General features: G+C 37.5%; 22 protein-coding genes and 1 other RNA gene. 4 read left to right on the top strand and 19 right to left on the bottom strand.

Going from position 1 to position 22,820, the window contains the following annotated elements; translation table 11 throughout:
- Positions 1-65: 65 nt before the first annotated feature.
- On the bottom strand, positions 66-2,498 hold the full coding sequence (locus V1L66_RS07650) for an ATP-dependent RecD-like DNA helicase (RefSeq protein WP_333004791.1): 2,433 nt from the start codon (positions 2,496-2,498) through the stop codon (positions 66-68).
- A gap of 188 nt (positions 2,499-2,686) precedes the next feature.
- Here V1L66_RS07650 and hisA point away from each other — a divergent pair, with 188 nt between their 5' ends.
- From hisA to V1L66_RS07635, 3 genes are all read left to right on the top strand, one after another.
- Positions 2,687-3,454 (top strand): phosphoribosylformimino-5-aminoimidazole carboxamide ribotide isomerase, encoded by a 768-nt coding sequence (gene hisA / locus V1L66_RS07645; protein WP_036076247.1) that lies wholly within the window; start codon positions 2,687-2,689, stop codon positions 3,452-3,454.
- The gene (locus V1L66_RS07640) at positions 3,451-3,738 is read left to right on the top strand and encodes a hypothetical protein (protein ID WP_016991611.1); all 288 of its coding nucleotides are present in this window, start codon (positions 3,451-3,453) and stop codon (positions 3,736-3,738) included. The genes hisA and V1L66_RS07640 overlap by 4 nt, the downstream gene beginning before the upstream one ends.
- Positions 3,739-4,532: 794 nt before the next feature.
- Positions 4,533-5,282, top strand: coding sequence for a GTP pyrophosphokinase family protein (locus tag V1L66_RS07635; RefSeq protein WP_333004885.1), 750 nt, complete (start codon positions 4,533-4,535; stop codon positions 5,280-5,282).
- Between the two features lie 87 nt (positions 5,283-5,369).
- Here V1L66_RS07635 and V1L66_RS07630 read toward each other — a convergent pair whose 3' ends face one another.
- From V1L66_RS07630 to cymR, 5 genes are all read right to left on the bottom strand, one after another.
- Positions 5,370-6,815: an MDR family MFS transporter gene (locus tag V1L66_RS07630; RefSeq protein WP_016991614.1), complete on the bottom strand. Its 1,446-nt coding sequence runs from the start codon at positions 6,813-6,815 to the stop codon at positions 5,370-5,372.
- Positions 6,816-6,988: 173 nt separating this feature from the next.
- Positions 6,989-7,648 carry a lipopolysaccharide assembly protein LapB gene (locus V1L66_RS07625; protein WP_016991615.1) on the bottom strand — a complete coding sequence of 220 codons (660 nt, stop codon included), beginning with the start codon at positions 7,646-7,648 and terminating at the stop codon, positions 6,989-6,991.
- Positions 7,649-7,722: 74 nt separating this feature from the next.
- Positions 7,723-8,847, bottom strand: a complete 1,125-nt coding sequence (mnmA, locus tag V1L66_RS07620) for a tRNA 2-thiouridine(34) synthase MnmA (RefSeq protein ID WP_333004795.1) — start codon at positions 8,845-8,847, stop codon at positions 7,723-7,725.
- 78 nt (positions 8,848-8,925) lie between these two features.
- The gene (locus tag V1L66_RS07615; protein WP_016991616.1) at positions 8,926-10,074 is read right to left on the bottom strand and encodes a cysteine desulfurase family protein; all 1,149 of its coding nucleotides are present in this window, start codon (positions 10,072-10,074) and stop codon (positions 8,926-8,928) included.
- 339 nt (positions 10,075-10,413) lie between these two features.
- Positions 10,414-10,833 carry a cysteine metabolism transcriptional regulator CymR gene (gene cymR / locus V1L66_RS07610; protein ID WP_004226809.1) on the bottom strand — a complete coding sequence of 140 codons (420 nt, stop codon included), beginning with the start codon at positions 10,831-10,833 and terminating at the stop codon, positions 10,414-10,416.
- Between the two features lie 204 nt (positions 10,834-11,037).
- Between cymR and V1L66_RS07605 the strand changes: the two genes are divergently transcribed.
- Positions 11,038-12,324, top strand: coding sequence for a replication-associated recombination protein A (locus tag V1L66_RS07605; RefSeq protein WP_016991617.1), 1,287 nt, complete (start codon positions 11,038-11,040; stop codon positions 12,322-12,324).
- 84 nt (positions 12,325-12,408) lie between these two features.
- Here V1L66_RS07605 and V1L66_RS07600 read toward each other — a convergent pair whose 3' ends face one another.
- From V1L66_RS07600 to ssrS, 13 genes are all read right to left on the bottom strand, one after another.
- Entirely contained in the window at positions 12,409-13,125 is a 717-nt protein-coding gene (locus V1L66_RS07600; RefSeq protein WP_016991618.1) for a hypothetical protein, read from the bottom strand.
- A gap of 279 nt (positions 13,126-13,404) precedes the next feature.
- Positions 13,405-13,923, bottom strand: coding sequence for a hypothetical protein (locus tag V1L66_RS07595; protein WP_333004798.1), 519 nt, complete (start codon positions 13,921-13,923; stop codon positions 13,405-13,407).
- A 209-nt stretch (positions 13,924-14,132) separates the two neighbouring features.
- A complete protein-coding gene (locus V1L66_RS07590) occupies positions 14,133-14,519 on the bottom strand; it encodes a hypothetical protein (RefSeq protein WP_333004799.1) in 387 nt (128 codons plus the stop codon).
- 140 nt (positions 14,520-14,659) lie between these two features.
- Complete coding sequence (locus V1L66_RS07585) at positions 14,660-15,421, bottom strand: tRNA threonylcarbamoyladenosine dehydratase (RefSeq protein ID WP_333004800.1); 762 nt, start codon at positions 15,419-15,421, stop codon at positions 14,660-14,662.
- A 194-nt stretch (positions 15,422-15,615) separates the two neighbouring features.
- Complete coding sequence (locus V1L66_RS07580) at positions 15,616-16,698, bottom strand: MupG family TIM beta-alpha barrel fold protein (protein ID WP_333004801.1); 1,083 nt, start codon at positions 16,696-16,698, stop codon at positions 15,616-15,618.
- A 25-nt stretch (positions 16,699-16,723) separates the two neighbouring features.
- Complete coding sequence (locus V1L66_RS07575) at positions 16,724-18,049, bottom strand: PTS sugar transporter subunit IIC (protein ID WP_016991622.1); 1,326 nt, start codon at positions 18,047-18,049, stop codon at positions 16,724-16,726.
- A 47-nt stretch (positions 18,050-18,096) separates the two neighbouring features.
- Positions 18,097-18,417 carry a PTS lactose/cellobiose transporter subunit IIA gene (locus V1L66_RS07570; protein ID WP_016991623.1) on the bottom strand — a complete coding sequence of 107 codons (321 nt, stop codon included), beginning with the start codon at positions 18,415-18,417 and terminating at the stop codon, positions 18,097-18,099.
- Positions 18,418-18,434: 17 nt separating this feature from the next.
- On the bottom strand, positions 18,435-18,746 hold the full coding sequence (locus V1L66_RS07565; protein ID WP_016991624.1) for a PTS sugar transporter subunit IIB: 312 nt from the start codon (positions 18,744-18,746) through the stop codon (positions 18,435-18,437).
- Between the two features lie 226 nt (positions 18,747-18,972).
- Positions 18,973-20,148, bottom strand: coding sequence for an enhanced intracellular survival protein Eis (gene eis, locus V1L66_RS07560; RefSeq protein WP_258859810.1), 1,176 nt, complete (start codon positions 20,146-20,148; stop codon positions 18,973-18,975).
- A gap of 86 nt (positions 20,149-20,234) precedes the next feature.
- The gene (locus V1L66_RS07555) at positions 20,235-20,513 is read right to left on the bottom strand and encodes an HPr family phosphocarrier protein (RefSeq protein ID WP_258859809.1); all 279 of its coding nucleotides are present in this window, start codon (positions 20,511-20,513) and stop codon (positions 20,235-20,237) included.
- A 19-nt stretch (positions 20,514-20,532) separates the two neighbouring features.
- Entirely contained in the window at positions 20,533-21,252 is a 720-nt protein-coding gene (locus V1L66_RS07550) for an SIS domain-containing protein (RefSeq protein WP_333004803.1), read from the bottom strand.
- A gap of 4 nt (positions 21,253-21,256) precedes the next feature.
- Positions 21,257-21,979, bottom strand: a complete 723-nt coding sequence (locus tag V1L66_RS07545) for a GntR family transcriptional regulator (protein WP_016991628.1) — start codon at positions 21,977-21,979, stop codon at positions 21,257-21,259.
- A 584-nt stretch (positions 21,980-22,563) separates the two neighbouring features.
- A non-coding RNA gene (ssrS, locus tag V1L66_RS07540) (6S RNA) lies at positions 22,564-22,763 on the bottom strand.
- Positions 22,764-22,820 lie beyond the last annotated feature (57 nt).

The raw sequence follows: 22,820 nt of genomic DNA, 5'->3' as shown, positions 1-22,820 counted from the left end.
GATATGATCAATTAGAAAAACCCGATTAGACAGTCTAATCGGGTACTTATAGATAGATATTTATTTTAGTCATCTAAAAAATCATATGGAGAGACATCATTCATACCAATCATTGGATGAATATAAGGGGCTGTTTCTACTGTTAGCTTTTGTTCAATGGAAACAGGCTCCTGCATCCCTTCATTTTCTAAAGAAACTGCCTCGACTTCCACAAGTTCTTCAACAATTTCCATTGGGTTAAGTCTTGCACGTAAAGAGGTGAAACGCTGTAGATCATCTGTACGTTGTAAACCATCCGCAAGCACATCTGGTTCCCCACATAAAATCAAAAAGTTTTTTGCACGTGTAATCCCTGTGTATAATAGATTACGACGCAGCATTTTGGAATACCCTCTAACGACAGGCATAATGACCGTTTGAAACTCAGAGCCTTGAGATTTATGAATGGAGCAACAATAAGCTAGTGTCAATTGATTGAGATCGCTTCGTTGATAGGTCACTTCAATGCCATCAAAGGATACAATCAGTAAATCTTGTTTTTCTACCGTCTCTTTTGCCTTAATAATACTAATGACCTCACCCATATCTCCGTTAAAGACATTGCTTTCAGGTTGATTGACTAATTGAAGGACTTTATCTTTTATTCGATAGGTTACATCCCCAAAGACCAGCTCTTTTCGTGTTCCAGTATCATTTGGGTTAATAAGCTCTTGAATCATTTTATTTAAATTATCTATACCAGCTGGTCCTTTATACATAGGCGCCAACACTTGAATATTACGGATTTCCTGACCTTTTGCGACAGCACTTTTGACAACCTGTGTAACAACGTTGGCAACTTGATCGGCTGAAGCCTTAATAAACGAACGATCAGAAGTTTTAGCTGTTAACTCTTTTGGAATCGTTCCTTTTTTTATTTGATGGGCAAGTTCAATAATCGTTGAGCCCTCTGCTTGTCGGTAAACATCTGTTAGCTCAACAGTTGGTAGCTGCTTGGATGCTAATAAATCCTTTAACACCTGTCCTGGACCCACTGGTGGGAGCTGATCCTGATCTCCTACAAAGACAACCTGGACATCTTCATGTAAAGCTTTTAATAATTGATGGGCTAGCCATGTATCAACCATGGACATTTCATCCACAATAATCAGCTTCCCTGTCACTTCCCGCTCTGTCTCTTCCTCTTTTTCTTGCCCTGTAAAGCCAAGCAGTCGATGGATGGTCATCGCTGGAAGCTCTGTTGATTCAGCTAATCGTTTAGCAGCACGTCCAGTCGGCGCACAAAGAATGATCGGAAATGGCTCCTCTTTTTGGGCATACTCTTTTGGATTTAAGGATAGGCCATGAAGCTTTGCATAAACTTCCACGACTCCCCGTACAACAGTGGTTTTCCCCGTACCAGGACCACCCGTTAAAATCATAACAGCTGAATTTAAAGCCTGTTCAATGGCATTCGCTTGTGTTTCTGCATAGGTAACATTGAGTAACTCCTCTGTTTCTCCAATGGCTTTTCGAATTTCATCTTTACTAAAATGTTCAGCCTTATTATTCCGCTCGATAAGCGATAAGATTTTCGATGCAATCCCTACCTCTGAAAAATAGAGTGATGGCAAATATAACCTTGTCTCTTCACCACAAATTTTGCCTTCTTCACGCAAATCAATACAGGCTTGAGAAATGTCCTCGAACGGTATCTCCTGTCGTTGGCTTTGTTCAAGCATTTCCTTAACGAGCGGTAAAACATGTTCTGCATCTAGATAGACATGTCCATCCGATAAAGCCGCTGTATTTAAAATATGTAAAATCGCTGCTTTGACACGATCAGGATGTTTACCGGTTATACCTAATTTCGCACCTAGCTCATCGGCTCGAAAGAAACCAACCCCTTCCACATCTTCAATCAAGCGGTATGGATTTTCTGTCAGTAATTCAATGGCTTCTGTTCGATAGGTTTGATAAATTTTCATCCCAAGCTGTGGACCAAATCCCCACTCATTCAATTGTATCATGACCCGTTCTAAGCCCAAGTTTTGCTCAATAGTGCGATGAATAACTTCTTTTTTTTCAGCGGATAGCCGCGGAACAGCATCGAGAGCACTTGGATCTTCTAAAATAACACGGAGTGCATTAGCACCTAGTTTTTCAACAATCGTTTCAGCTGTTTTTTTCCCGATTCCAACGAATAGGTCACTAGATAAATAATGAATAATTCCTTGCTCGGTGGCAGGTACCTCTTTCGTAAATGTCTCAATTTGAAATTGAGCACCATATTTAGGATGCTGTTTTAAAATACCTGTAAATCGATATTGCTCATCCATTTGTAGTGGGGGAAAATAACCAACAACAATAATTTCTTTATCTTCATATTGCAAATTCGTCTCTTGAATTTTCACACGTACAATCGAATACATATTTTGCGCATTATGAAAGATAGAGACGATCGGACGTCCGAGTATAAAAAATTTATTAAGTTCAAATAAATCTAAATGATCTGTCATGTTCGGTCCGTCCTTTCTATAGTTTTCAATCTTTTTATTTTACCATAGCCTCATGAAAATATCGCAGACAAATATATATTCGCTTTATTATTTTTACATTATTTTGACAAATGACAATTCTCTGCCTTTATCCTCCATTCCATGCTATGATTAAGAAGAATTAGTTGCACGGAAGGATTGTGAAATTATTGGAATTTAGACCTTGCATCGATTTACACGATGGCAAAGTAAAGCAAATTGTAGGGAGTACTTTAGGGTATACGAATCAAGCAGTTGTAGAAAACTTTATTTCTCAGCATGACGCTAGCTACTATGCACAAATGTTTGCCCAAGATCGTTTAACAGGTGGACACGTTATCATGCTCGGTTCAGGTAATGAAGATGCTGCCCTATCCGCTTTAACAGCCTATCCTCAAGGCTTACAAATTGGTGGGGGCATCACGTCTGACAATGCCCAAAAGTATATTGACGCAGGTGCTTCGCATGTCATTGTCACATCCTATATTTTCCATGATGGTCAGCTCGATTTAGCTCGTTTAAAGCATTTAAATCAATTAATAGGTAAAGAGCACCTCGTCATCGATCTCAGCTGTAAGATGCGTGACGGGAAGTGGTTTGTCATGACAGATAAATGGACTACATTTAGTCATTTCGAAGTCAATGCAGCGTCCATTGCCTATATTGAAGATTTTTGTGATGAACTGTTAATACATGCTGTCGATGTTGAAGGAAAAAAGGGTGGCATGCAGGAAAGCTTGGTACAGGATTTAGCTGCCTGGACATCTATTCCGACTACCTATGCAGGCGGCGTTCGTTCAATTGAAGACTTAGAAAAGTTTAATCAATTAGCCAATGGAAAACTTCATGTAACAATAGGAAGTGCGCTCTCTATTTTTGGGGGCAATTTACCTTATACAGATGTAGTAGAATATTGTAAAAAAGGCGGGATCTTGTGAAGCTTATTTATAAGGATTATGTTTTTCCATTTCACGAAACAAATTTAGAGAGAATCATAGATGGTAAGTATTTTAAAGTGAATAAAAAAGATCATTCTCTTGCGATTCATGTGCAGCTTGACAACGAACAAATGCTATTGGAATTTTCAAAATCACTAAAGGCAACATGTGGGTTCTTACGCGATCAAGAAACAGAGCCTTATATCGGAACCTATATTGATCTACAAGTTTTCGTTGATGAGTTTAATAAACGTTATAACTTAAATGCTGAAATAATTAGTTAAAACAAGGGACGGAAAGCTTCCCTTGTTTTACCCTCAAACCCCCTTCTGCATAATTCCTTTCCCCTATTACCGAAACCTTTTCATTGTCATGTGAGTTATATATTATATAGCATAAACCATAGGGGGGTTCTATCACTAAACTACATACTCAACATTTCCTACATTATTTTTTATGCTTCCACCCTTCTTATAGGGATGCTCTCACCATGATCTCTCATGGCATAGGCTTTATTTTGAATACAGAAAATGTTCAGGTATTAGTTTTTGCTATGTTATTTCAACAAAAACTACCCTTAAATCTTTAGATGTAAGCCCTCTTTCTATCCTATCTGTTTTAATCATTTTACGCATTATGCCCTTTTGGTTTAATGGTATAGAGGGTGTTCATTGATAGATAACTTTAGGTCCGATTCATTTTTATCTGGCTAGTTTTATTTTGCCTATATTAATTGTTTATTTATGGATGCTTTCAATAAATAAACATTTATCATGTATGATAGGATTCATGTTCCTCAATTGAAGGTATATTATTAATGCAACCAAATATAGCGCAAATCACTGGGTTTGCATGTTTATCCACCATTATATTATGGAGAGCTATAGTAAATTCGAAATGACAGTACATTTCACTACTTATATTAGCCTTTATTTAGCTCCAGTCCTAGATGTGGATCAAATTATTTTTAGTGGCTGATATGGCTATGGAATTTCGCCAATTATCGGCTATCTCATTGCCATCACAGCCATACAAAAATAAAAATCGAACAAACCGAAAAAGAAAGGATTTACAAACGATGAAAACTGAACTAGAAGTAAACACTTTAAAATCATTTCAAACTGAATTAACACGCTTCTTTTTAGCTTACAAATTTGCTCTACAGGAAGTGGAGACGAAAATTAATATATTACAAGAAGAATTTAAGTTAATTCATGAATATAATCCAATTGAACATATTTCTACACGTGTAAAATCACCGAAAAGTATTTTAACGAAGATGATGAAAAAAGAGCTTTCTCCATCAATAGAGGCTGTTCGTGAAAATATTCGTGATATTGCTGGTGCTCGCATCACCTGTTCCTTCGTGGAGGATATTTACAAGGTAAGCGCCATGTTACAAGCACAGCATGACATGGAAGTTGTTGAGGTGAAGGATTATATAGCCAATCCAAAAGAAAATGGCTACCAAAGCTTACATCTCATCATTAAAATCCCTATTTTTATGTCAGACCATATGGAAAAGGTCTATACAGAGATTCAAATTCGTACAATTGCAATGGATTTCTGGGCAAGCTTAGAACACAAAATTTATTATAAGTACAATAAAGAAGTACCTGAGCATATTCGACATGAATTAAAGGAAGCTGCCCTACAAGCAGCTGAATTAGATCGAAAAATGGAGCGACTGAACAAGGAAATCAATATTTTAAAAGAAAATGAAGCCGAACCTTCATTGCTAGACAGTACCCCAATCGCACATCTAGCGAAATACTTAACGGAACTACCTGGCAATAAAATAATGGATGATGCTCTATTCAAAAAGTAAATCCATGCTTAGACTTGGTTATCAAATGAAAAATCCACCTCACACTGCTTAACCACAGAATGTGAGGTGGATTTTACTGTTTATTCGCTATTGCGACTTCCTTATGGATTTCGTTGCTACAAAAAAGGAGAAAATCAGAGCACAAATAGCAAAAATAAAGGTAGCTATATATACATAACTGACGCCATTCGCAATAGTGTCCTTTAAAAAGCTTACTTCTTCTAAATTAAAGCCACCTTTTGCAAATTCACCATTTAATTGAATTTCACCCTTTCCTAATGAAGCCATTTTTTCACTCGTTGCTAGGTTGAAAATCATACCAAATAGTGCTGCCCCAATCGCTTGGCTAAATGTATTCGTAAAGGAGTTCAAACCAATTGATATACCAAGTTGCTTCGGATCTGCCACCTTTTGTATAGAGATCATCAACATCGGCATAATAAAGCCCATCCCTAGTCCAATTAATGATGAAGCGAAATAAACGCTGAAATCACTAGAACCGGAAGATAGTCTTGCCAACAATAATGTACCCGTAACAAGTAAAATCGTACCCATTTGGATAATGCGTTTATTTGTTAAACGACCGATTAAATAACCTGCCATAATCGAGTTCACCGTCCAAAAAATAGACATTGGTGTTAATAATAAACCAGCCTGCGTTGCATTTTTGCCTAAAACACTTTGGGCAAATATTGGAATATAAACCGTCACACCAATGACAATAGACATGCCGCTTAAAGTTAATGCATTAATGACCATTAGTCGTCCATTTTTAAACAGTGTTAACGGAATAATTGGCTCCTCTGCTCGCAACTCCACCCAGATAAAAATACTTAAGAATACAAGGGCAACACCGTACATTAGCAGCGATTGACCTGATAACCAAGTTTGTGTTTTACTGTTTTCGATAATCACAAACAGTAACGCAACCATGCCAATTGTAAAAAATACTGCACCTAGGTAGTCAATTTTACGCTTCACTGCCTCTAGTTGTTCTTTATAATGTTTAGCAATTAAATAAATAGAGGCTAAACCAAACGGTACATTAATGAAGAAAATAAAATGCCAAGATACTTGGTCAACAATAAACCCTCCAAATAATGGACCTACAACACCAGAAACGCCCCATACCATACTTAAATAGCTTTGTCCTTTGGCACGCTCTTTTTCAGTCTTAAACAATTCACCAACCATTGTTAATGTGATGGGCAAAATTGAACCTGCGCCAATACCTTGAATTGCTCGAAAAACAATTAATTGCTCCATGGATTGAGCTAAACCACATAACATAGAACCTACTAAAAAAATAATGATACCTGTAATAATCATTCGTTTACGGCCAAATAAATCGGCTAATTTACCAAAAATAATCGCCGCAATGGCTGAGGCTAGTAAATAAGCGGAATAGATCCAGCTTATTAAGTCTACACCTAATAAATCAGCCGTAATACTTGGGATAGCAGTACTTACAATCGTTCCTTCAATTGCAGCAAGTGCTGTTACAAGTAATAGTGCCATAAATACTTTATTCATTCTGTCACCTTTTCCTTTCCTGCATGACATACATTACCAAGTTTGAACTAGAAATAAAAGAGAAGGGATTCAATTTATGAAAAAATAAACGATGTTTTTCTGTTTTACTAGATAAAATCAATAAAAAAGCAGCAAGAATGTAAATCAACATTCACTCGCTGCTTATTATCTAATCAGTTAAATCGTTGAGCAATCATATCGTAAATATAACGCGCTTGGTCATATTCAGGTTGTAATGTAAAGGCTTGTTTCAAATGATACATTGCATCTTCTGTTTGTTCAGTGGACACGGCATATAGTACACCTAAATTATAATGTGCATCTGCATTATTCCAATCCTGTTCAATCAAGAGATCCAGTTCCTTCTTCCCTTCCTCAAACATTTCTAATGCACATAGTACGATCGCATAGGCTAAACGAATCTGTGTATCCTCTGGAGCAATTTCTACAGCACGTTGTAAATAAGGTAATGCCAATTTTGTGTTATCCATACGTTCAAAGCATTTCCCCATCATATAATAGACATCGGCACCTTCAATATGATGTTTTAGCGCTTGCTCATATAGCTTCACAGCCTCAGCATAGCGTTCAGCATTGTAATATAAATTGGCTAGACCGTAATAGGCTGTAGCTGCTGATTCATCCACAGTAATTGCCTTTTGGAAGAAACGTTCTGCACGTTCAGTATCCTCTAATACGGCTAATAAATTGCCGAAATTTACATAGCCAAGAGCATTTTCAGGCTCTGCCTCAATTGCTTTTGTAAATAGTTGAGCAGCATCCTCATAACGTTTTTCTTGAAATGCTTGGATGCCCTGTTCATTATAATTCATTTATTCTTCACCTCTATGTAGCGAAAGACTGCTTTTAGGAAGCCAAGAGGCCATAAAAGCAGTCTTAACGCAATTTATCCAACATATGTTAGTTTTTCATTACTTTTAAAGACTTCGTCAATTGTTCCGCCACCCATACATTCTTCTCCATCGTAAAGAACAACAGCTTGTCCTGGAGTGATAGCACGGACAGGCTCTGCAAAGGTAATATGGGCACGCCCATCTGGTAAAATTTCAACTTCTACTGGTGTATCGGTTTGACGATAACGGAATTTTGCTGTGCAAGAAAATTTCCCAGGCAATTTTTTTGTCGAAGTATAGTTCATTTTCACTGCTGTTAATGATGTTGAATACGAATATTCATTGTCAAAGCCTTGTCCGACAAGTAGAACATTACGCGCTAAATCTTTTCCTAGCACAAACCAAGGCTCGCCGTCCCCACCAATACCAAGCCCGTGTCGTTGACCAAGTGTATAGTACATTAAACCATCGTGTTGGCCCATTTCAACGCCATCCATTGTTTCCATTTTCCCAGGTTGAGCTGGTAAATATTGACTTAAGAACTCTTTGAAATTACGTTCACCGATAAAGCAAATGCCTGTTGAATCTTTTTTCTTGGCCGTAGCAAGTCCTGCTTCTTCTGCAATTTTTCGTACTTCTTTTTTCTCTATATCACCAATTGGGAACATTACATGCGCCAATTGCTCTTGTGATAATTGATTTAAAAAGTATGTTTGATCTTTATTATCATCAACGCCACGTAACATTCTAACTTCACCATCACCACTACGATCAATTCGTGCATAGTGACCTGTCGCTAAATAATCAGCACCAAGGTTCATGGCATGCTCTAAAAATGCTTTAAATTTAATTTCTTTATTGCACATAACATCAGGATTTGGTGTACGCCCTGCTTTATATTCTTCTAAAAAGTATGTGAAAACTTTATCCCAATATTGTTTCTCGAAATTGACAGCATAGTATGGGATATCAATTTGATTACATACTTTTATCACATCGTCATAATCTTCCGTTGCTGTACAAACACCGTTTTCATCCGTATCATCCCAGTTTTTCATAAAGATCCCGATTACTTCATATCCTTGTTGTTTTAACAAGTATGCCGCCACCGATGAATCTACCCCACCTGACATGCCGACAACAACTCGAATTTGTGAGGGGTCACGTGTTTCTTTCATTGTGGTCACCTTTTCTTTTATCTAATTACAGTTTATGTTTCAATATTCTACCGAAACATAACATTGGTATTTTGCAAATTATTTTTTAGCTAGCTTTTTCACAATTTGAGCCGTTTTTTCTGCCGCATCTCGAATATCCTTTTCCGTTAAACCCTGCCCAAAGCTGAATCGGATGGAGTTTCGTAGCTCCTCTGCACTTTGTCCAAACATTGCTACTAACACATGAGAAGGATCAATCGATCCTGCAGTACATGCCGAACCACTCGAAACATAAATACCTGCCATATCAAGGTTCACTAAAAACGATTCTACCTCCATGCCCGCAAAGCTAATATTTAAAACATGAGGCAACGAATGTACCTCATCACCATTTACATGAAATGCTAGCTTTTGCTGTGAAAAAACAGCAAGCATAATTTGCTTAAAGTGATTGTATAGTGAACGCTTTTCTTCACGCAACTCATTTGCAACTTGCACTGCAGTCGCAAAAGCAATAATGGCAGGTATATTTTCAGTACCTGCACGACGTTTTTTCTCTTGTGCGCCTCCAAGAGCATAACTTGCTAACGGTGTTCCTGATTTTTGATAAAGGAATCCAACACCTTTTGGACCGTTGATTTTATGAGCAGATACACTCAATAAATCCACCTGTAATTCATTTACATCAATGCGCTCTAAGCCATAAGCCTGAACCGCATCTGTATGGAAAGTGGCAGGATGCTCACGCAATAGCTCACCAATTTCCGCAATTGGCTGAATCGTTCCAACTTCATTATTTCCATACATAATTGTCACTAGAATAGTATCTTCACGAAGGGCTTTTTGGACATCCTCAACCGCGACACGCCCTCTTTGATCGACAGGTAAATAGGTCACCTCAAAGCCATCACGTTCAAGTTTTTCACAAGTATGTAATACTGCATGATGCTCTACTTGCGTTGTAATGATGTGTTTTCCTTCCTTTGCACGGGCATAGACAGTCCCTAAAATTGCCATATTGTCAGCTTCTGTGCCACCACTTGTGAAAATAATTTCCCCTGCTTGCGCACCAATTGATTTCGCCAATAGCTCACGTGCATCATCTAGATATTTTCTTGCCTCTCGACCTGCTTTATGAATACTCGATGCATTGCCAAATACCTCCTGCATAGCAGTCGTCATCGCCTCTATTACTTGGCCATTCATCGGAGACGTGGCCGCATGATCGAGATAGATATATGAATTCATGTTGAAAACTCCTTTTTATCAATTACACCTCGGCATAATTAAGTCAGGATTTTTTCGAGCTCGCTCGAAAAGCCCTTTTCAAACTCTGTGACATCCGCCAGAGGCTTTCGCTTGATTCAGTTAATGCTTGCAAAATCAATACAAGTATACCTCGCTCCTCTATGAGAGGGGAGTCTTCCGTACTTGGTGGTTCATTTTAGGACAAAAAACATTTCTGAATCGAGATAAAAGCACAAAACCCACATCACTCATCGTAAAATAGTTATTGAGATGTGAATCGTTCACAATCTCCCTAAAAGATGAAGTGAATGCAGGAGTAGCGCTTTAGCTTAAACTATTTTAAATATAGAACATGTAGCCTTCCACTACATTTTCTTCTGTATATTGTGCTAAATCTTCAATGGTCGTTGTATCTAACACATTTTTTACTGCATCGCGAATACGTAGCCATAACTCACGTTGAGGTGCTTCTTCATTTTCAATGCCCTCTACTGGTTGAATAGGTCCTTCTAGCACACTAATAACATGGGCCGCTGAAATTTCGCTAGGTGGATTAGCTAGCATGTAACCACCATAAGCACCACGTACACTTTTTACTAGGCCTGAATTACGAAGCGGAGATACTAATTGCTCTAAATATGCTTCTGAAAGCTCCTTTTCCGCAGCAATTTTACGCAAAGGAATTGGTCCTTCTCCATAATGCTTTGCTAGTTCAATCATAATTGTAAGCCCGTAACGGCCCTTTGTTGAAATTTTCATTTTATCACCCTCAATTAGTCTAGTCAAAATACTACCAACAGTATATCATAATCTCCTCTTGATGAACTCGGAAATACACCTAGAAGGATATGATATACTAATTAAAGCGATATAAAATCGTTCAAAAGCTATATGAGTGCTTTATTTTAGCGTAAAAAAATGGATGAAGCAAAAAAATGACAACGACTGAAAGGGGAAGTTATTTTGCACAATGAACCACTCGCTTTTCGAATGCGACCTTTAACCCTTGATGAGATTGTTGGTCATCAGGATTTCATTGGTCCCAACACCGCCCTTTATAAAATGATTCAAAATGAACATGTCCCTTCCATGTTGCTATATGGAGAACCTGGAATCGGTAAAACATCCATTGCCAATGCCATTGCAGGAAGTTCCAAGCTCCCTTTCTTCGCACTTAATGCCACACGAGCTGGCAAAAAAGATGTGGAAGATATTGTCCAAGAAGCCAGAATTTCAGGGAAAGTGCTTCTTTTTTTGGATGAAATTCATCGCTTCAATAAATTACAGCAGGATACGCTGTTACCACATGTAGAAAATGGATCGATTGTATTAATTGGTGCCACGACAGAAAATCCGTATCATGATGTTAATCCAGCGATTCGTTCACGCTGTGGCGAAATTTATCAGCTAAAACGCTTAACGAAGGAAAATTTAATCGAATTAATCGAAAAAGCATTAGCTGATGAAAGACGGGGACTAGGCAAATATCATTTTGCCTTAACACCATCACAAATTGAACAAATTGCAGCCGCAGCAAACGGAGATGCGCGAAAGGCATTAACTTTGCTTGAATCCATTTATTATGCCAGTGACGAGGTGGATGGGCAAACGATTGCTGCAGACCATGTCATTGAACATCTCATCAGTCGAATTGGTGTATATGGCGATAAAAAAGGATCACATTTTTATAATTTACTATCAGCCCTGCAAAAATCTGTGCGTGGCAGTGATACCAATGCTGCTCTGTATTATTTAGCGCATTTATTGGAAACAGGCGATTTAGTGGCTGTCAGCAGACGCCTCCTTGTTATGGCCTATGAGGATATTGGTCTGGCTAATCCCGAAGTCGGACCTCATATGTTAGCTGCTATTCAAGCAGCCGAACGACTTGGATTACCAGAGGCACGTATCCCACTTGCAAGTGCTGTCATCGAAATGTGCCTTGCCTCAAAATCCAATTCAGCCATTGTGGCAATTGATGCTGCCATTAAGGCTATTCATGAAGGCAAAACAGGCGATATTCCACATCATTTGCGAGATGCTCATTACGAGGGTGCCAAAGATTTAGGACATGTTGGCTATCAATATCCTCATAACACACCGATTGGTACTTTTGGTGGTTGGGTAAACCAGCAATACTTGCCAGACGAACTTGTAGGCACTGAATTCTACAAGCCTGTTATTGCTGGTGAGGAAAAACGCATGGCCAGTATCTACGACAAACTCAAATCATTTCAATATAAGAAATAATAAAACACAAAAGCAAAGTCACTATCTCAAGGAATTGAAATGACTTTGCTTTTTATCTAACAACAGGATAGGCTGCTCTAGCAATCAACCTGTAAAGCTCGGGTTATTTGTTGTGTAGCGTTCTTGGTAAAACAAATTTAATGGTTCTGCTAAATGTCGAAGTGATGGCAAAATGGATTCTTTTACATCTCCTTTATCTGCCTTACTATGCAAAAAGACAATTAAATTATACGACTGATACAATAAGCTCGCGAACTCTTGATTGTTTTCTCTTACCTCAAAGCGAATTGCTTTTACAGCAATTGCTTGTGCAATTTTTTGTTCTCTTGTTTCACAGGAGGGGTCCGTACTTAATTCATCATCCGACACTCTGTATAACCGTTTTAATGCACCATAGACCTCTTGATTTCCACTAAATCGATCTTTTAACCACTGCAAGACAAATTGCAAAAGAATCACTGCATAGATAAGGGAAAGACATTCATCGCCACGTGATTTTTTTGCCAAGCGTTGGAAATATTCTGCTTGTGTGACTAGTTCAAAAAGAATTAAACGAATTGGATAAAGCATGGCATGGCCGCTATTGATGTACAGCTTTTCCCGATCTCTATACATAGCCAACCAAATATCTTTGACCAATGAAATAGATTTCCTTGTTGAGAGCGCTAATTGACATTGAATAAGCTCCTGTTCAATTGTCGGTTGGATAAGCTGTTGAAATAATAGTTCATCTTCCTCACTAACTAATAAAAGAGGTTTTTCCAAATTCGCCAAATCTATTTCTATTCCATTTACAATCATTGCTTAGCCCCCTTCCAATAAGTTCTTACAGCGCGAGCACATATATTACCAATTTTCTAACTATAATTCGACAAAAATACATAAATACCTTTCAAGAAAATATGTCTTTTTACTTTCCCCACAATAAAAAAAAGAATCCACGCCACTAAAAAAGCAAGTAAATCACTCTCTTTCCACATCGAACATTGTAGAAAAAACTGATTTATTTACAATTAGTTACGTAGATTCTTGACGTATAGGCTATTTTCAGAAAATAGATAGTCTATTATTGTCTAAGGTCTAAGAAGAAAGTTCCTGATCAACAAATAATTTAAACTGTTGAAGACATTGCTTCACTTCACCTTTCTGTGACAGCACCTCGTTGCGTATGATTGTTGCTTGTTCTTCATCCTCTAGCACTTCAGTTAAAAGAGCAATGATATCTTCTAATAATTGCTCATTCTCTTCCTGCTCAATACTTGGTAAGGAATAGGCTGCTATTTTTAATAAATGCTCTACTTTTTCAGGCGTTTTTTGTAAAGCATTCGAAGAATAATAGGTCGATGCAGCTAAAAAGTAGCATAATTTTGCACAACAATCGATAAATAAATGCCAATACGTATTTGCTTTTGGTAATTCCCCTGCCCGCTGATTAACATATTCCTTATAATAGGTTATGACTTGTATATATAAAGGATTCAATTCTCTCATGGCTTTCGGATAATTGTTGGATGTATCCAAATAGTCAAATACAATGGCATTCATTTTCTCTTGAAGTTTGACAATATCTAAATGATCACGAATTACTTGAATTTCCATTTCCCCACTCTCCCATATGTCATTTGCTGTTTAACTTCCTGGCTATTCACTGAGTAGCACCAAGCATACCAAACAAACTGATCGATTATCTAATGGATGATTTAAATTATAGCAATAAACCATATGAAGTAGTGTGGACATGAAAAAAATAAGACAATTTCGTGAATTAATAGCATTTTATGTACATAAGAGGAACTATTTTGGTAAAATTATACCCTTTGTACATATTCATCAAATAACCATGGATCCTTTGCTCGATCGATGATTTCGATAATACTTCCATACACATATTTTTTAATGCGCTTTTGGGGTATATAAAAATAAGCATTGTTCATAATTAACCATTCACTTAATGTTAAATCACTACCTGCTTGTTGATTTGTTAAGATTTTTTTATGTCGCAGAACATCAGCCATTTTATAAAAACCATCTGACAATTCGTAGGCTGATACATCAAAATTAAAAATGGGGCTGACAACCTGTCCAACATCAAAAATATGTATAGTTTGGTTTTCTTCATCAATAGCTAACTCTACTGTGCTAATCTCGTCGAAAAGATTTAAACCTCTATATTCCATTTGATAAATTTTTTCCATTTGTATACGCCTCCTTTTTTACAACGGTCTAATTGTAACATAGAAAAAGTAGCTACCTCTAAATACAATTAAGGCAGCTACTTCTACGAATATGAACATTTATGCTGTTTTTTGACTATTACCAAAGCACGTAAATGGTATTAACCTTGTACGCGCATAATTTTTACATCTTTTAGGATGGTATTGATTACCCAGCTTGCTGCAATTAAACCCGCTACGGACGGTACAAAGGCGTTAGATGAAGGCGGCATCTTTGCTTTGCGAATTGCTGCATCAGGCTTACCTACATGTTCGACAACATCTGGACGTACGACAATTGGACTTTCATCTGAAAATACAACCGTAACACCTTTATGAATTCCTTCTTTACGTAGCTTTGTACGAATGATTTTAGCCAATGGGTCTGTATGTGTTTTTGAAATATCTGCAATTTGGAAGCGAGTAGGGTCCATTTTATTTGCTGCACCCATGCTTGAAATAATAGGGATATTACGCTTTAAGCATTCCTTCATTATATGAATTTTATACATCACTGTGTCACTTGCATCGATCACATAATCAATGCCTTGTGCAAAAAATTCTTCATAGGTTTCTTCCGTATAAAACATGTGCATGTCAATCACTTCACATGCTGGGTTAATATCTGCAATACGCTCTTTCATGACAGCTGATTTTGATTGACCAACTGTTGATAAGTATGCAACAAGTTGTCTGTTGACATTTGTGATATCTACATTGTCCTTATCGACTAGAATAATACGGCCGATTCCGCTTCGTGCACATGCCTCAGCCGCGAATGAACCGACACCACCCACACCAAGAATGGCAACCGTTGTATTTTTTAATTTCTCGAGACCCTCTGTTCCTATTGCGAGCTCGTTACGTGAAAATTGATGTAACATCCTGACACTCTCCATCTATGAAATTTTATTAGTAAACCTAGTTATATACTAAGATAAAATCAAAACCTATCTTACATTTTATCATGTTATTGTTCAAGAGAAAAATATAAAGAAAAAATCCAAATTGCCTACGGAATATGTAAGACCACCATAAAGAAAAGAGATTGATGACTCAATCTCTTTTTCTCTCTTCTTTACTTTGTAAATCCAAATGTTGACCATGGTTGAATATGTGTCAATAAAAATTGTTCTTCCTCCACAATGCGAGCTACGACATTACTCGATCCCGTATTCGGAATGTCCTTTAGCACAATCTGTAGCTCTCCCTTATAACGAACATCTAAATTATTATCAATCGTGACATCTCCTGTTTTTAATGGCCGTATATCATGCACAGGAAAATCTCCATTTTTATATTTCACACGGGATTGGGTGCTCCGAATCACGTATTCAGACACATCACCTCGATTAAAATGAGGCTCTTTATAAAGAATCGTCTCCTCTAAAATGCTCGTGTCTTCATCCTGGACAACCCTTAACTCAAGCTTATTACGATTTAATTGTCCTAATGCATGTAGTTCTTCCTCAGAAGCAAACATATTGCCAATAATACAATCGTCAATTAACCCCGTATGCCATAAATCTTTCGCCTGTACAGTGATTGGGAGATGACGGTGTTCCTCTAATGTAGGTAACCCGTGCTCTGTTTGCTCCCAAGGTCCAAATTGACCATGTTGCGAGGAGATCATCGCTGCTGTCCTCACATTGTGTGCTTTAAAGTGTTGAGACGTTTGTAAAAAATGCTGACGAGATAGCCCAGTAAAGCGTCTTGGATAAAAATTATGACAGCCAATAATGTTCTCCTTATTGGGCTGATAAGAGAGAATATTATCTACATACTTCGTACCATTACTAATGTTTAATTCTATTTTTAGATTACTTGCATCAAGCGACATCAACGCTTCTTCCTGACCTGAAAACCCCATATCTAAACGTAAGGCTGCCAAATAATAATGTTCTTTTAAATAGCCAATATCCCTATAGGTTAACCCTAAATCTTCAAAAACACCTGGTGCAATATCAGCGGATATGTCAAAGCCGAGGCGTTGGGCAAATTCATTGATTTGCTGTAACTTTTGACGCTCCTCATCCTGTTTTAATGACATTAGGCATGTAAAAATACGATCAAAGCCATTGTCATGAGCCAGCTGAACATAGCGCTTCATTTCCTCAAACGTACTATGCTGCGGATATAGCGAGATTCCTAATCTTTTCACTTCAAACCCTCCGTTAATTTGACGCTTATACTTCTACTTTTTGTCCTCTGGATTCCACTACAGACTCCTCACTCTGTGCCTCTAAAGCAGCTTTTTGCTCATTCTGCCTTGCCATACGGTTTGCCATCGAGATAAATGGCAGATAAATACAAACAGCGATGACAATTAAGGCCATGCTCAAAACAGCACCACGCCAAGATTGAGTTGCTAAAAATCCATTAATAATCGGCGGTGTTGTCCATGGTGGTGAGACGGTAGCAGCTGGCACCCAGCCCCATTTCGTTGCAAAGAATGCGATGGTTACATTTATCATTGGTGTCAAAATGAACGGTACGAATAAAACCGGATTTAATACAATTGGTAACCCAAAAAGTAATGGCTCATTAATATTGAAAATCCCAGGTGCTGCAGATAATTTCCCAACTGTATTATATTGCTTATTCTTTCTAGCAAATATGAAAATCGCAATAATAAGTGCTATTGTCGTGCCAGAGCCTCCCATATTAATAAAAGCATCAAAGAATGGTTTATTGACAATGTAAGGCGCAACTTTACCAGCAGAGATAGCTGCAACGTTTTCGTTAATAGCGGGTAAATTAATCGTTTGCATAAATGGTTCGATGATATTTGCTCCATGTACGCCAAGTGTCCATAAAAATGTAGGTATAAATGCCAAAATTAAAGCGGCTAGCCATGTATTTGTTAGACCCATAAATGGCTCTTGAACCGCAGAGTAGAAGGATCCGACAATATCAGGTATATCAAAACCTGCTGAAATAATTGTACGTACTATAGCAAATATTCCAATCGTAATAATGGCAGGAAGTAACGCAGCAAATGATTTGGCAACAGCTGGTGGTACACCCGTAGGCATTTTAATTAGTAGCTTAGGATTGCCAGACAATCTACAAAACAATTCTGTAGAAAGTAGTGCAACAATCAGAGCAATAAATATTCCACCGGTACCTGTTGTTAAGCCGGTTAATCCGCCTTCCCCGAAAGTTCCAAATGTCATATAGCTTGATAGACTAATGACCCCAGCAGACAGCCCATCTTTTTGATAACTTTTTGCAAGATGATAAGCAACGGTAAAGGCAAGTAACAGTGAAATGATATTAAATGTAGCACTCCAAATATTACCGCCGAATTGAGTCCATGTCTCATGTTTCCAAATGGCATCGAGTGCATTTTGATAAAAATCGATAGGCAAATTGTTAATAAGTACAGCCAAAGATCCCACAATCGTTAAAGGCATAATCGTAATAAATCCGTCACGAATGGCAACTAAATGACGCTGATTCCCTACCCTAGCAGCAACCGGTACAAACTTTTCTTCTAAAAAACGGAACACTCACATACACTCCCTTTGCTTTTTATTTATAACATCAAAATTTGATGTTACTCCCCTTTGATTCGTTCATATAGCTCAATCATTTCCTGTGCTAAATCGCGAAAAGTAATGGCATTCATTAAATGATCTTGCGCATGAATTAATAACATCGAAACCTCTACTTTTTCTCCCCTTGCTTCTTGAGACAGTAAGCCCGTTTGAGAATGATGTGCATCAATTAATGACTCATTCGCTAGGTTAATTTTTTCTTTTGCTGCCTCAATGTGCCCCTTTTTTGCTAGTTGAATAGCTTCCATACACTCACTTTTCGTATTTCCACTATGCACAATCAGTCCCATAATGGACTCCATTAATGCTGTATCTTCCATTCCCCTTTGCCCTTCTTTCATCCAATTAGTTGTAGTGCCTGTTTCAGGACATTTTCACCGTTCATCATGCCATAATCCGCCATATTGATCACATCGATTGGAAAGCCCTTATCCTTATATTTTGTTTCAAAGGATCCTTTTAAATAACGAACCTGTGGGCCTAATAAAAGAACATCAGCCTTCTTTGTCGCTAGGATCTTTTCAACCTCTCCCTCAGCAATGGCGAAAATATCGGCTTCAATATTTTGCTCTTGAGCTGCTTTTTGCATCTTTGACACTAATAAACTAGTACTCATACCCGCTACACACACTAACATGATGTTTTTCATTCGATACACTCCTTTTATTTTCTTCGATTGTGTAATCGCTTACTTATTTTGAGAATAGCACCTATTGGTATATACCACAATATAAATTTTACATTAAATTTATATTAATCAAGTTATTTACAAAATTGGGCTACGTTATTTTTATCGTAAAATTAATGGTTATACTCAACTGGTATAGTCCAGAAAAAAAGCCAAAAAAATTTCAAATTTTCTTATTATTCACTACCTAAAAATACTCATAAAATGCTGGCTTTTCAGTAGGGAGTGCCCGTTGCCACTGTTCGATAATTTTTTCTGCCGTAGGTTGATTAGCATAGACAACCGTTTCTTTGACGGAAAGATATCCTACCATCATCGCAGAAAAAAGATTAATTGGTAGTGTTAGCATATGCTTGTCAGAGACTGAATTTGTCTCAATTATTGAGACCTGACCATTTTTATTTATTTGATAAACATGCTCATTCCAGAGACAAAATGGATCTTCAATACGAATGGTTAATGTTTCTTGAATATCCTTCCACGGATACTGCTGCATAAATGCGAAAACGTCTACTACTCTAATCATCACATCCTGTTTGACTTCTCTTTTGAATTGTGGCTCCTTGAAATAAAAGCCAAAAGGATAATGATTACTAGTAACCCCAGTTATGCTACTGACACTCGCTGCATGAGATGTCATATAACGCCACATAGCTTGTTCGGCTAAGTGATTTGCTACAACAAAATCTTGGATAGTAAATATCCCATCTTGAATCGTATAACGAATATAGCCCTCTATATTATTGTCTTGAAAATAGACTGCAAAGTGACTATCTGGGCTCCTTCTCTCAATTCTTTTCCACCATCCTTCATCCCTTACCATGCCACCATTTTGAACAATTGCCAGTGCATTATGAAAATCTTTAATCATCTGAAAAAGTGCAGGATCTAACCATTCAAAGCTCATTCTTTTCATGACGTCTACTTGTTTCCCTAAAGAGGGAAAAAGCGTCTGAGGAATTGTATAATGGAGCTTCTCAAAAAATAATTCCCAACCAAAATAACGATAGAAGGACACAGAAAATGGTGCTAATACTGAAATCGTTTGTCCATTGTCTCGCATTTTTTGTAGCGCTTCTGTCATAAGCCTTTTGATAATACCCTGCTGTCGATACTCAGGATACGTTGCAACAAAGCCGATGCCTCCCATTTTATAAGAAACTCCATGAACCGTTATATTTAACGGCAATATTAAAAGCTGACCAACAACTTTATTATGATCATAAGCACCTAATGTCGTGCTTTGCTCAATCCAATAATGAAAATCTTCTCGACGAGCCCCTGTATACTTATTTGGAAAGCAATAGTCTCTCAGTCGATGAATCTGCCCATAATCATTAGGCGAGACGATGTGAATGTCCATTTAACCACCTCTTAATTTCCAATATTCAGACAATTAGTTATAAGATTCTGTTGCAGTGGCATGATCGTAACCACTGCAAGAATCTTTTATTCCTCTTGCCATTCTTCTCCTATTGCGTTAGACAACATGACTTCGGTAACAGTTTGAAATAATGTTGCCACATCTGGCCCCTCTGCTGAAATTTCCACTACACTTTCTGGTTTAACACCTAATGACATCACGCCCATAATAGACTTTAAATTAACGGATTTTTCTTTGTATGTTAATTTAATATCATTTTGGAATGGTGTCACTGCAGTAACAAGTAATGCAGCAGGTCTGGCATGAATACCTTCAGGAGATGTAATCTTATACATTTTCTTCATTTACCATACCTCCTTTCTTTCAAGTAAAGTTAATCCGATGTTGATATTTGGCAATCATTTTCTCATTATGCGTCCAATCGGAATCAACATTATTGCTGACAAATATCGGTAACTCTATGGAGGACTTTGCTAACGTTTCTATGATTTCACTGAATAAAGCATTTAATAGTAATGAGCCAATAACAGTGGATGCTGGCGCATACTGCATCTCATGTATATTTAGTACACCATCGCCAATCGGTATATGGGTATTGATGACGAAATCTACCACATCTTCTAGCCGTAGCCCACTGTAATGCCGTGTAGACTGTTCCTTATAGAGGAGTGACTGGAGGGATAGCACAAATATCCCTGAGTCCTTTGCTAATAAAGCGACGTCAATAGGTGCTGCATTTCTCCCTGAGGTTGAAATGACGATGCAAACATCATTTTCACGAAAGTCAAACTGTTCCTTATGCTGTTCAATAATAGTTGGATCTTTTTCATTGATTGAAGAAGCTAATGCTCCAGCATGTAAAGCTAAAGGTTCAATAAATATAGGACGTACGGGTACTAAACCACCTGCTCGATAAAATGCCTCCTGTGCCAATAGCTGTGAATGACCACAACCAAATAATTGAATTATCCCACCTTTTTGGAGACGTTGGACAATGAGTTGTGCCGCCTCACCTATATGGGATGCCTCCTGCTCCTTCACAATCTGGATAAGCTTTTCGATTTCAGAAAAATATGCATGCATAAAATCACCTTTTAATTTCACTTATGAATTTATAACGATCAGCTCGATACGTACTGCGTACAAGCTCAAAGGGCTTACCATCTGATAAATAACTTGTACGTTTGATAATTAAAACTGGTGCTGTTTGATTAATTTGTAGAAACTTACTATCCTCTTTCGATACGATGGCTGCCTCCATCTGTTGTACTGCATTTCCAATTTTTTGATGGAACTTTGCTTCGATTAAGGCATAAAGCGAACCCATTATTTGCTTCTCATCCAACTCTGGATAAATTTTAACGGGGATATATGTTCTTTCGATTGCCATTGGTTGCGCATCTGCATTTCTAATACGCACTACAAAAAATACTTCTTCGCCAGGCTCTATCATTAAATCTCTTGCAATATCCACTGGTGGTATGATTTTCTCAAATCGTAACACCTTACTGCTTGGTTCCATTCCTCTTGCTCGCATATCTTCCGTGAAACTCGTTAAGCCTTTTAACGGTTGCTCTAATTTTGGATTTGCAACATATGTACCTCTCCCTTTTTCTCGATATAATAGACCACTATTTACTAGATTGGTAATGGATTGACGAACAGTCATTCTACTTACATCAAATTGTGCAGAAAGTTCTCGTTCTGATGGGATGGTCTCACCAATTCTGTATTCTTCTAAATAAATTCGTTGTTTAATAATCTCTTCTATTTGTATATAAATAGGTATATGAGAATTTTTCTCTAACAATTCTTGCACCTTCCTTATCGCCTTTATGATTTCTCCATACAACTTTACCTCTTCAGATCGCATTTTGTATATCGCATTGTTGATTAAGTAAAGCTCAATATTGTCCACTAACAACATCTGCATGACAGTGTGAAAGGGACATATTTACATCGTTGCTTGTTGTATGCTAATGATGGCATACTGAGCGCCCCTCTATCATTGTAGCATCTGCGTTCAATCGTTGTACCCATTATGTTCTCTACTGACAAATCATCGACTCGTAATATTGATACAATTTACTTTCTCTTAAACAGTTACTTCCATCATCCATAATTAAAACGCTTTCAAAAAAGTTCATCCAAGTATTATCCACCTATAGGATAACCAGAACTTAGAAGATTATTAATCTTAAGAACAGATAGCCTCTTCATAAAGGTATAGTTGTCTATACCAATTATATGATGCTTCATCAGAAATAAAAAGTAATCTTTTGTATTTTCTAAATATTTATTTAAAATTCTATACTCGTTCTTAGCAACCTTGATCCTGTTTAATTTGATATAAAAAAGGAGCTATGATAAGCTCCTTTCAATCCTATGTATAGGACGAATCCCAATTGTGCCGTAATGCCAAGAAACATTCGTTTTGAACCCGCAATTCGCAGGTGGGTGCCCGCTTTGCAACTTTAAACGTCCCGCTCCGTTAGGGGCATGTTTGCGACTACAAAATGAAGGCTCCCGATTCTATAATGTTCGGTCAAAACTGTGAAGTAGAGTTAGCAGTTAGACAAACACATCAGGATTCGTATTACAGTTATCATACCACCACTTTTCTGATAATTCAAACGATTTTCTCTAATAAT

This window comes from Lysinibacillus sp. IITD104 (assembly GCF_036698265.2).
Taxonomy (GTDB): domain Bacteria; phylum Bacillota; class Bacilli; order Bacillales_A; family Planococcaceae; genus Lysinibacillus; species Lysinibacillus boronitolerans.
This window is presented reverse-complemented; position numbering and strand designations above follow the sequence as displayed.

Coding starts and splice junctions, on each gene's coding strand:
- V1L66_RS07650 (WP_333004791.1), bottom strand. CDS start 2,498: ATGACAGATCATTTAGATTTATTTGAACTTAATAAATTTTTTATACTC.
- V1L66_RS07635 (WP_333004885.1), top strand. CDS start 4,533: ATGAAAACTGAACTAGAAGTAAACACTTTAAAATCATTTCAAACTGAA.
- V1L66_RS07630 (WP_016991614.1), bottom strand. CDS start 6,815: ATGAATAAAGTATTTATGGCACTATTACTTGTAACAGCACTTGCTGCA.
- V1L66_RS07625 (WP_016991615.1), bottom strand. CDS start 7,648: ATGAATTATAATGAACAGGGCATCCAAGCATTTCAAGAAAAACGTTAT.
- mnmA (WP_333004795.1), bottom strand. CDS start 8,847: ATGAAAGAAACACGTGACCCCTCACAAATTCGAGTTGTTGTCGGCATG.
- V1L66_RS07615 (WP_016991616.1), bottom strand. CDS start 10,074: ATGAATTCATATATCTATCTCGATCATGCGGCCACGTCTCCGATGAAT.
- cymR (WP_004226809.1), bottom strand. CDS start 10,833: ATGAAAATTTCAACAAAGGGCCGTTACGGGCTTACAATTATGATTGAA.
- V1L66_RS07600 (WP_016991618.1), bottom strand. CDS start 13,125: ATGATTGTAAATGGAATAGAAATAGATTTGGCGAATTTGGAAAAACCT.
- V1L66_RS07595 (WP_333004798.1), bottom strand. CDS start 13,923: ATGGAAATTCAAGTAATTCGTGATCATTTAGATATTGTCAAACTTCAA.
- V1L66_RS07590 (WP_333004799.1), bottom strand. CDS start 14,519: ATGGAAAAAATTTATCAAATGGAATATAGAGGTTTAAATCTTTTCGAC.
- V1L66_RS07585 (WP_333004800.1), bottom strand. CDS start 15,421: ATGTTACATCAATTTTCACGTAACGAGCTCGCAATAGGAACAGAGGGT.
- V1L66_RS07570 (WP_016991623.1), bottom strand. CDS start 18,417: ATGGAAGATACAGCATTAATGGAGTCCATTATGGGACTGATTGTGCAT.
- V1L66_RS07565 (WP_016991624.1), bottom strand. CDS start 18,746: ATGAAAAACATCATGTTAGTGTGTGTAGCGGGTATGAGTACTAGTTTA.
- eis (WP_258859810.1), bottom strand. CDS start 20,148: ATGGACATTCACATCGTCTCGCCTAATGATTATGGGCAGATTCATCGA.
- V1L66_RS07555 (WP_258859809.1), bottom strand. CDS start 20,513: ATGAAGAAAATGTATAAGATTACATCTCCTGAAGGTATTCATGCCAGA.
- V1L66_RS07550 (WP_333004803.1), bottom strand. CDS start 21,252: ATGCATGCATATTTTTCTGAAATCGAAAAGCTTATCCAGATTGTGAAG.